The following is an 8,875-nucleotide window of genomic DNA, read 5'->3' as shown; positions in this document are numbered from 1 at the left end:
AAGCCGCTCCCACAGGGGCCCCGCTAATTCAATAAGTTATGTGCAGTTCAATGAGACCTGGCTTGCCGGCGATGGGCCGCAAAGCAGCCCCAAATCGCTTGACTGACAGGCATTACGCCTGCGGTGGTGTTCAAGGGTTTTTCATCATGCCCAGTTCAGCATCATCCATGAGCGCCTTGGCCAAGGCACAGAGGTAGTGCGAAGCCCAGATTAGCTGAGGCTTGTCTTCCATTAGGCCGTCTAGGGTCATGTCTCGCGCATAGCCCATCAGCTCCGAAGCTTGTTCCCGGGCGCTCTGGCAAGGGATGCCGGCTTCGATACGGAACAGCGGATGGGTCTGGTTTTCACCTTGGTAGAAAGTGGTTTTGCCGACGGTGAATTTGGTTTCTTCTGTAGACATCGTTCAATCTCCCCGAAATCTCTAGTGCCTGGGCTGGCCCTATCGCCGGCAAGCCGGGCTCCCACAGAGGCAGCCCCAGGCGAATCATGATGCGGATTAATGCAGCGTCTGCGGATCTGCTGTTTTTTGGACCTGAGCCAGCGCTGATTCAAGCAACTTGCGGAGGGTCTCCAGCTCGTGCATTGACGCCATCATCAATACCGAGACGGGTGATCTCGGTTGCATCAAAACCGCTTGCTGAGCAACGGCTTCGGCGCATAGCGCGTAATCCGCGGCCATCAACAGTGTGTCTTCCAGGGAGTGGAGGTTGCAGGGTGGATCGGGGACTATCTTCAGCATGGTGTAACCCTCAATTTGTGGTTGGGGACTACCGCCATTTGCTGTCAAACAAAGGGTGGCAGCTGTGCACGGGTTGACAGACCGGTCAAATTGAGAAACCCGGCGCACCCGAAGGTGCCCCACGCACAGCCACCATTGAAGGGAAAGCTGAGGATTGTAATTTGAGTCGGCCTGTCAAAGCCGGTCGTTGGATCGCAACGACCAGTCGAGACTAGAGGCCCACCCAGAAGACCACAATAGGCGGCAGTATCTTTGGGAAATGCCCTACAAGAAAGGGGCAAAATCTGATTTTTTGCCGCTAGGGGTAACAACATGTGACGCCAATCGAGCTAGTTAACTAACTGCGTTGGTCTGAGTAAATCATCCGTTACTGCTGTAGTTTGAATCACCATGCGCTGCTGGATGCCAGAATCATCGCCGGCATGTTCAGGCCAAAGAGTTTGCCGCCGCCTGCCTAGAAGCTAGACCTCGGAGCCAAAAATTTTTTGACGCTAGGCTCTGTACGAAAAGCCTTGATACTCGGTGTATGCTGCGTTGAAACAGCCTCGGAATGCTCATTTACAACCCGTAAACTCCGCTTCCTCGGCTGTTTTCGCCTTGCCTGACCTTCGTCTTAAAACTTTTCACACAGAACCTAGAACCCTGCTGGCCTCGATGCCTCTTTAGAATTGCAATGGCCCTGCCTCTGACTCGCGCCGGACGACTTCAGCACCACCTCCAAGCTAGGCTTCTGCGGCTTCGCTGCTCACACCCCTCATCGTTCCTGGCAGCCGCAAAAGTGAGCCATGGTAACGGTCCTTTCCCTACTTAGCCGTCTCTCTCGCTTACTTCACAAGCTATGATCTCTCGGAGCACCGCCACTAGGATGTGACCCAGCGCATGAACCTCCAAGCCTTAGGCGATAAATTCCAGCGGTACCGTAATCAGCTCCAGCGCTCTCTGAGCGAAGTCGCTGAGGCAGTGGCTATTGACGAGGAACGGCTCAAACAAATCGAGATGGGAACGCTAGAGCCCTCCGGGGATGAGGTGCTCATTCTTGCCGACTACTATCGCTGCGATTTCAAATTCTTCATCTCGAACGAGGAACTGGCTCCATTCGAGCAAACGGAAACACTGTACCGGGCCCACGGCCATGAGTTTTCGAGAGAAGATCGTGCGGCGATCCAGGAATTTTTGTATCTCTGTGAGACCGAAGAATTCCTCACGCAGGAGCTTCACGGCAGTGCCCGGTCATTCGCTTTCCATCCGCGAGGAAACTACTACATAGGTCATGCAGAAGAGGCGGCTAAGGCATTTCGTCAGCTCATGGGGCACTCAGATCGGGAGGTGCCCCGAGATGTCTACGCAGAATTTCGCTCGATTGGGGTGCATGTGTTTCGTCGTAGACTGGAAAACTCCAAGATTTCTGGCGTTTTCGTGAAACACCCCATTGCCGGCAAGTGCATTTTGGTCAACTACAACGAGGATGTGTACCGACAGCGCTTCAGTGCGGCTCACGAGATGGCTCACTGCATTTTTGACAGCGAAGATGGGCCAAGCGTGACGATCCCAGGAGACAAGGATATCAGGGAAGTTCGCGCCAATAGGTTTGCATCCTGCTATCTGATGCCACCAGAGACGATCAGCAAGCTCCCTGACCCCAGCGCTTGGACGCAAGAGGATGCCCAATCATGGGCCAATAAATTCCGGGTGAGCTGTGACGCCCTTGGTGTCGCCTTGATAGCAGCGAAGCGAACCGATAAAGAAACCAGTCGACGCATCCGTAGCTATCGTGTTTTGCGGGAAGCGAAAATTGATCCTGAGTTGCCTGAAAGCCTCACACAGCAGCAACGAGTGAGGAAAGCCACCTTGCTCGAACGAGGGCTATCGGATCATTACGTGACGCTATGTCTGGATGCTCATAGCCAAGGCGTCATCAGCCTTGGGCGGCTAGCTGAGGCACTGCTTTGCGGCTATGGGGAGCTGAACGCACTTGCGTCGCTGTACGGGAGGAAAATTCATGGCCATTGATCCATCCAAATTCCACAAAATCAACGTCGCAGACACTTGCTCTGTTTGGAACGTGTTGTCATCACGTAGGCTTTATGCAGGGGCTCAAGAAGCCAAGTGCGAATTTTGCATAACCGGCTTTGTACTCTATGAATGCTTGGTCAAGCCACGGTCATCTCCAACGGATGCCGACCTTGAGCTCAGGGAGCGTCTGGAACGTGAGAGAAAAAAAGGCAAGTTTGCATCCCACTCCTGCAGTATTGACGACCTACAGGCTATCGCTGATCTCGAAAATCGCAGGAAGCTGGGGAAAGGCGAACTGTCCTCAATTGCCTTCGCCAGCAAAATCCGACAAGCCTTCATCACTGATGACCGCAAAGCCCGTGCACTATCCGAAAACGTTGCAAATTCCATAACGCAAACTACACCACACCTGCATTCGTGGCTCATCTTCAACAACATCCTGACAGATGCTGACCACCAGGAAGTGTTGTCGCAACACGTTGAGATGGGGGGCTCGCTTGCCACGCACCTAGACACTGCATACCAGATGGCCTTGCAGTGCAAACTGAACATCGCTGCCTATCCAGTGCCGGCACCCTCTGCTAAGTGATCAAGGAAATTTAACTGGACTAGGAGGCAGAAGAAATGGATTCAATATTTGAGCCCGACACGACCTGTATATATATACAATAAAAATTAGCTAATAGGTTAAATATCCAGCCCCACGCATCTCAGTCCGCCCTAAAGGGTGGCTCTATACCACCAATAATTGTAGATTCCTTCACTGGCGCTGGATCAGGCTTCGCCACCGCGCTATAGGACGCCCAGTGCGACAATCCAAGAGAAGGAACCATGGACAACACAGAAGCCAGCGCAAGCATCGCCGGATTCGGCTATCAGTTCGAGCGTGCGCTTTACAGAATCTTCCATAGCAGTCATCAGGACGCACTCTTCGGAATCGAAACAGCAGATGATGTCGAAGAGGTAATCCCCACTGCGACGGGGACAATTTCCATCCAGGAGCAGGACAAGCTAACTCTCGCTGCCAAAAACCCATTGCAAGACAGTAGCCGGAATTTGTGGAACACCTTCAAGAACTGGCTGGACAAGCTTGAGCAGTCACAGTGGAGCCATCAAGAACTCTTGTTCCTCCTTGTCACTAATGGCTCGGTTAGCGAAGGAAGCCTAGCTCATAGACTTTCAGCCGCCTCGAGCCCAGAGAGTGTGGCCGCAGTTATCTCTCACCTTCGTGCCCAGGCACTGACAATGACAGGTGCTGTAGCAGAGATCGCAGCCAAGGTGACGGCTTTCGATGACGAGTCCTTAGCTTACGTTATCACCCGTTTCGAGTTGATTCACAGACTAGAGTCAGACTCTATTACAGAGGCAATGTATACCGCCCTGCAGTTCCCAGAGGGTCTGGATGATCACAAGAAGATCATTCTGGATAGCCTATCAGGCCACCTGTTCAACGCAGCGTTTGACTCGTGGCGACGTAAACAACCTTTTTGGACAACCTCCCAACCTTACTTCAACCTCAAGCAGATTTTATTCGACAAATTCTTGAGCGAAGCATGGACTCCAAGGAAGCTCGAGGACACTGGCTATCAGGCACTGGTTGAGCTTAACCGCGAGCTTCAATTGCCATTTATCGCTCAGCTCAAATCGCTCGGAATCATGGAGCGATCCATTGAAAAGGAGCTAGGCCATTACTGGGGCGGGTATGCAGAACGCTCGAGATTGTTGCTCAAAGGGAAGGTTCTCCCTGAACACTTTGACGATCTGGAAGAAATGCTGCGTGACCGCTGGGATAACCTGCGGGAAGTCCATTCCAACGAGGCGGAGATCCCATACGAGGACTTCTCCAAGGCGGACCATAAGAAGATCTATCTAGCGACCATTTCGCCAGAGAATTTCAAGATCGAGCTAGGTCGGCTCAAATCGAACCATCGTTACCTGTATCTGGGTACCTACCACCATCAGGTGAACGACGACGGCACCAACCATCCAGTCCACTGGCACCCAACGACAGGTGATAAGCCTTGAACCGGCCCTACTTGGACAGATACATCGTCCACAACAGTTCGCTCTCATGCTTTTTGCTGACGCTGTTTGTACAGCAGTACGAGCTTGAAGCATCAGAGCACCCCCTCGATCTCTTGAAGCTGAAGCTCGTACTTCCGTTTGCCTGGGACGAGGCCTCGCGAGGAGCGCTGTGTAGCCGCAATGCCAGATCGAAACTGGACGCCATTCTCCGTGAGACACCTGAGCTTAAGGTTGACTTGGAGCAGCGTGTCGCCTCTCGCGCAGCAGTCACCATCCAGGGCTTGAACCTGGCCGTTTCCACGAAGCTCCTAGCGGTTACATCTCGTGAAAATGACCTACCCGTCTTTAGCAACCTAATCGCCCGCTGGCCCAAAGGCACCAAGTCAGCCCTTCCCAAGGAGATGGTGTCGACCGTTAACCGCTTAGCCAACTGGTATGCCAGTGTCGACACGCCGACCCTCATCAAGCTTTTCTTCGGGATCCCCAATGAAATTTCACATTGACTCAGTAATTCTCTGGCCCAGAAACCAGTTCAATAAGATCCAAGAGATCACATTCGAAAAGTCAAAGATCAACATCATTCACGGCCTCAGCCGCACCGGCAAATCGTCCATCCTGCACGTGATCGACTACGCCTTAGGCTCCTCCAAATGCCAGATCCCTATTGGCGTTATCAGGGATAAGGTCATGTGGTTCGGCCTGAAGGTAAGCCTACGAGGTGAAACCTGGCTCATCGCTCGAAAAGGGCCGAAAGACGGTACCCCATCCAATGATTATTATTTTGAGCCATTCACCGGGATGCTCCCGGAAGTTGTGCCTACCAAGACGACCAGGTCAATCTTCAAGGACAAGTTCAACAACCTTACCCGGGTGAGTGACCTTCCACATTCAGACGCTGAGAAACCGAGCCCCCTTGATGGCCGCACATCCTTCAGGGACTTGGCAGCGTTCAACTTTCTCCCACAACACATCGTCGCGAACCCCAACACTCTGTTCTTCAAGGCCGATACCTGGACTCACCGTGAAAAGCTAATTCGAGCAATGCCCTATGCTCTGGGCATCGTAGACGCGCAGTACGTCATGAATGAGCGTCGACGTGATGAGGCAGCAAAGGAGCTTGAGAGCCTCAAAAAAGAGCTCAATGTCGTCGAAAAATCCAAAGCTCATTGGAAAAACGAAGTCGACCGCACGCTGGACAAATGTATCGAGATTGGTCTGCTCGAAGCGAACATCCCGGACATCCTTGACTCAAAGATTCTCAAACTCAGGTCAGTGGTGCAGGCCTACAAGGATCGACGCCTGGAGCAGACTCTGGTCGAACCCAAGCGCCTGCATATCAACGAGCGGTTCGACGCTGCAGTAGCAAAGGAAACCGAGCAGCAGCGCGTCGTCGATGATCTCGGCGAAGAAATCAGTGGTTACAGCAGCCTTGCTGAGAACGGTCAACGGTTTGTGAAAGCTGTAAACCAGGAAAAGACCCACGTCGTTGGCTTGAACTGGTTAAAACAGAGCTTCGAACCTGAAGGTCAGTGCGTAGCTTGCGGATCCAGCTCGGGATCCTTGGAATCGGTGATCAGCAATCTGGAGACAAAGGTCAATCAGATCACGCGAGTCGCCGATATCCTCGAGCAGAATCCCTCCTTCGACAACAAGATCTCCACTCTAAAACGAAAACTCGCTGCAGAGGAGAAGAAGCTCCATGATATTCGTTCAGACAAGAACGCAATCCTAGCTGAAGATGAGAAGCTGCGAAATGCCATTGGCGAGATTTATTACCTCGCGGGAACAACCTCTGAAGTCCTGAAAAAAATTGGCCAGACTTCAGCGGATGAAGCCATCACTGAGCGCATGAAGATCGTCACCGGCAAGATCGAAGACCTCGACAGGTTGATGAGCAGAACGAACCGGCAAACTCGGGAGCAGCAGGTCGACCAGAAAGTGGGCGAGCTCATTGAGCACTATGCAGACACATTTGGCAACCTTGAAGGCGCAACTAACTCTGTACTCAAGCTGGATCGCAAGGAACTGACCATTCGTTTCGACAAGGACTTCAAGCAGTTCGACTACCTATGGGAGGTAGGAAGCGGCGCAAACTGGATGGGCTACCACATTGCTGCATTCCTGGGCATCCACGAGTACTTGCTAGAGGAAGAAAATCAACATCTTCCGCCGCTGAGCTTCCTGGTAATTGACCAGCCCAGTCAGGTCTACTTCCCGAGCAGCGATCAAGGTGCCAACGCGTTGGATTCCGACATCGCCACGCTCCGAGAGCATCGGACTGAGGACTTGATCGCAACTCGACGGATTTTTGAGGTTCTTGGCGAAGCCATAAAACGGACAAAGGCCAACCTCCAGATCATCGTCCTTGAGCACGCCGGCAAGGATATCTGGAGCGGAGTCCCCCACACCCACTCCGCTGCATCCTGGAGCAAGAGAGGTGATGGCTTGATTCCGGCGAGCTGGCTGTAGATGTACTCGCTCACGAAGAAGGGATTGCTCCCTTCTTCGCTAGAAAGAAAAAAACAACTGAAAATCAACGTTAAGGACATAACCCCGTGAATCTCAAAGAGCTAGAAACAAAACAAACCAGCGTCAACGCTGACGATAAGAAAGCAGGCCTCTCAATACATCACTGAATCGCCTCTGGTTTCCTAGACACTCTCCAAGCTCAGGAAATAGCGTTTCTCATACTCTACTAGAGACAACTGCATAGCACTGCTGTGTCGGCGTTTAGGGTTATAGAACATCTCGATGTAATCAAACATATCATTCCGGGCTTCCTCACGGGTTGTGTAGATCTTTCGTCGGATTCGCTCCCGCTTCAAAAGCTGGAAAAAGCTCACGGCTACGACATTGTCGTGGCAGTTTCCCCGCTGGCTCATGCTGCTGATTACATTGCTGGCCTTCAAGAAGCTTTGCCAATCTGAGCTACTGAACTGACTGCCTTGGTCTGAGTGAATCATTACTTGCTGCTGTAGCTTGCGTCGCCCAACGGCCATCAACATCACGTCGATAGCCAAGTCGCTGCACATCCTTGGCTTCATTGACCAACCAATTATTTGGCGTGAGAACAGATCCAGCACTATCGCGAGGCAGAGCCACCCCTCATAGGTGCGGATGTAAGTGATATCTGTTACCCAGACCTTGTTCGGCTCACTGACCTTGAACTGCCGCGCGAGGTAGTTGGGCGAGGCCACTGTTGGTTTTCCACCATAAAACCCTAGACGCCGCCGATAGCCCGTTTGCGAACGCAGCCCCTCCGCCTGCATCAAGCGCCCGACTCGATTTCGACCGCATTCCTCTCCCTGCTCACGCAGGTCATCGTGAATTTTGCGGTAGCCGTATACACCTCCGCTTTCCAGCCAAGCGTGTTTGATCAAGCCAAGCAGACGTTGATCTTCTTTTGCTCGGGCAGATTGAGGCTCGGCCAGCCAGGCGTAGTAGCCGCTGGGGTGCACCTTGAGGGTTTGGCAAAGGCGCCGCACCGGGTAATCAGTCGAGTGATTCTTGATTAGGCTTTATCTGCGGCAAGTCCTCGAAATCCCTGGTAAACCGCGCCAGCATCTGGGCGTCGATCTTGTCAGTCTTGGCAATTTTGCCCATGGCACTCGCATAGTCCCGACAGCGCTTGGGGTTGACCCTGACGACGTTCAAACCCTCCAGTCGCAAGGCTTTGAGTACGGCTCGTTCATAGCCACCGGTGGCTTCCAGCAAGACCCGTTCGACCTCAAGCTCGTTCAGGCATGCGATCAGTTGCGCAAAGCCCTCAGGGTCATTCCTGACCTGGAACTGGGGGATACTTTCAGGAAGAAAGCCCACATCCAGAGTCGCATTCGAAACGTCGAGACCAACGAAGTAGGAAATCATCGCCAAGCCCTCTTAGACTCAAGAAGTAAGAGCACTCTGAATTAGCCCTAGCTTGTGACTGCGAGTTCGCCACTCATTCAACTGTTCGGGCTTAGGTCAGAGTGAGAGGTGGATGGCGACTAGGCTCCCATTCGTGCTTTAAGAGCACACCTGGCTTTCAGTCTGCCATCCACTGCTCTCACCCTTTCGAGTTTAAGAGACCTTGAAGACACAAGCGGCTTTAGCCGCGAA

8 protein-coding genes and 1 pseudogene are annotated in these 8,875 nt (G+C 52.6%); 5 read left to right on the top strand and 4 right to left on the bottom strand.

The annotated features are described in order from the left end of the window. Nucleotides 1-130: 130 nt before the first annotated feature. On the bottom strand, nt 131-400 hold the full coding sequence (locus tag M2S36_RS24260) for a DUF3077 domain-containing protein (protein WP_085600479.1): 270 nt from the start codon (nt 398-400) through the stop codon (nt 131-133). Between the two features lie 96 nt (nt 401-496). Then, nucleotides 497-739: a hypothetical protein gene (locus M2S36_RS24255; RefSeq protein WP_333957995.1), complete on the bottom strand. Its 243-nt coding sequence runs from the start codon at nt 737-739 to the stop codon at nt 497-499. 879 nt (nt 740-1,618) lie between these two features. On the opposite strand from M2S36_RS24255, the gene M2S36_RS24250 reads away from it, so the two are divergent. The 5 genes from M2S36_RS24250 (at nt 1,619) to M2S36_RS24230 (ending at nt 7,246) form a co-directional block, all read left to right on the top strand. After that, a complete protein-coding gene (locus M2S36_RS24250; protein WP_333957994.1) occupies nt 1,619-2,749 on the top strand; it encodes an XRE family transcriptional regulator in 1,131 nt (376 codons plus the stop codon). Beyond that, entirely contained in the window at nt 2,739-3,341 is a 603-nt protein-coding gene (locus M2S36_RS24245) for a hypothetical protein (protein ID WP_333957993.1), read from the top strand. The genes M2S36_RS24250 and M2S36_RS24245 overlap by 11 nt, the downstream gene beginning before the upstream one ends. A 242-nt stretch (nt 3,342-3,583) precedes the next feature. Then, complete coding sequence (locus M2S36_RS24240) at nt 3,584-4,777, top strand: ABC-three component system protein (RefSeq protein WP_333957992.1); 1,194 nt, start codon at nt 3,584-3,586, stop codon at nt 4,775-4,777. Then, nucleotides 4,774-5,280: a three component ABC system middle component gene (locus tag M2S36_RS24235; protein WP_333957991.1), complete on the top strand. Its 507-nt coding sequence runs from the start codon at nt 4,774-4,776 to the stop codon at nt 5,278-5,280. The genes M2S36_RS24240 and M2S36_RS24235 overlap by 4 nt, the downstream gene beginning before the upstream one ends. After that, complete coding sequence (locus M2S36_RS24230) at nt 5,264-7,246, top strand: DUF3732 domain-containing protein (RefSeq protein WP_333957990.1); 1,983 nt, start codon at nt 5,264-5,266, stop codon at nt 7,244-7,246. The genes M2S36_RS24235 and M2S36_RS24230 overlap by 17 nt, the downstream gene beginning before the upstream one ends. 182 nt (nt 7,247-7,428) lie before the next feature. On the opposite strand, the pseudogene M2S36_RS24225 reads toward M2S36_RS24230, so the two are convergent. Beyond that, nucleotides 7,429-8,295 (bottom strand): annotated as a pseudogene (locus M2S36_RS24225) (IS3 family transposase); the annotation flags it as partial. Further along, the gene (locus M2S36_RS24220) at nt 8,270-8,644 is read right to left on the bottom strand and encodes an IS110 family transposase (RefSeq protein ID WP_333957989.1); all 375 of its coding nucleotides are present in this window, start codon (nt 8,642-8,644) and stop codon (nt 8,270-8,272) included. The pseudogene M2S36_RS24225 and the gene M2S36_RS24220, both read right to left, overlap by 26 nt. Nucleotides 8,645-8,875: the final 231 nt, after the last annotated feature.

Origin of the sequence: Pseudomonas sp. SF2 (genome assembly GCF_036858055.1) — a bacterium.
GTDB lineage: Bacteria > Pseudomonadota > Gammaproteobacteria > Pseudomonadales > Pseudomonadaceae > Aquipseudomonas.
This window is presented reverse-complemented; position numbering and strand designations above follow the sequence as displayed.

Coding starts and splice junctions, on each gene's coding strand:
- M2S36_RS24260 (WP_085600479.1), bottom strand. CDS start 400: ATGTCTACAGAAGAAACCAAATTCACCGTCGGCAAAACCACTTTCTAC.
- M2S36_RS24250 (WP_333957994.1), top strand. CDS start 1,619: ATGAACCTCCAAGCCTTAGGCGATAAATTCCAGCGGTACCGTAATCAG.
- M2S36_RS24240 (WP_333957992.1), top strand. CDS start 3,584: ATGGACAACACAGAAGCCAGCGCAAGCATCGCCGGATTCGGCTATCAG.
- M2S36_RS24220 (WP_333957989.1), bottom strand. CDS start 8,644: ATGATTTCCTACTTCGTTGGTCTCGACGTTTCGAATGCGACTCTGGAT.
- M2S36_RS24255 (WP_333957995.1), bottom strand. CDS start 739: ATGCTGAAGATAGTCCCCGATCCACCCTGCAACCTCCACTCCCTGGAA.
- M2S36_RS24245 (WP_333957993.1), top strand. CDS start 2,739: ATGGCCATTGATCCATCCAAATTCCACAAAATCAACGTCGCAGACACT.
- M2S36_RS24230 (WP_333957990.1), top strand. CDS start 5,264: ATGAAATTTCACATTGACTCAGTAATTCTCTGGCCCAGAAACCAGTTC.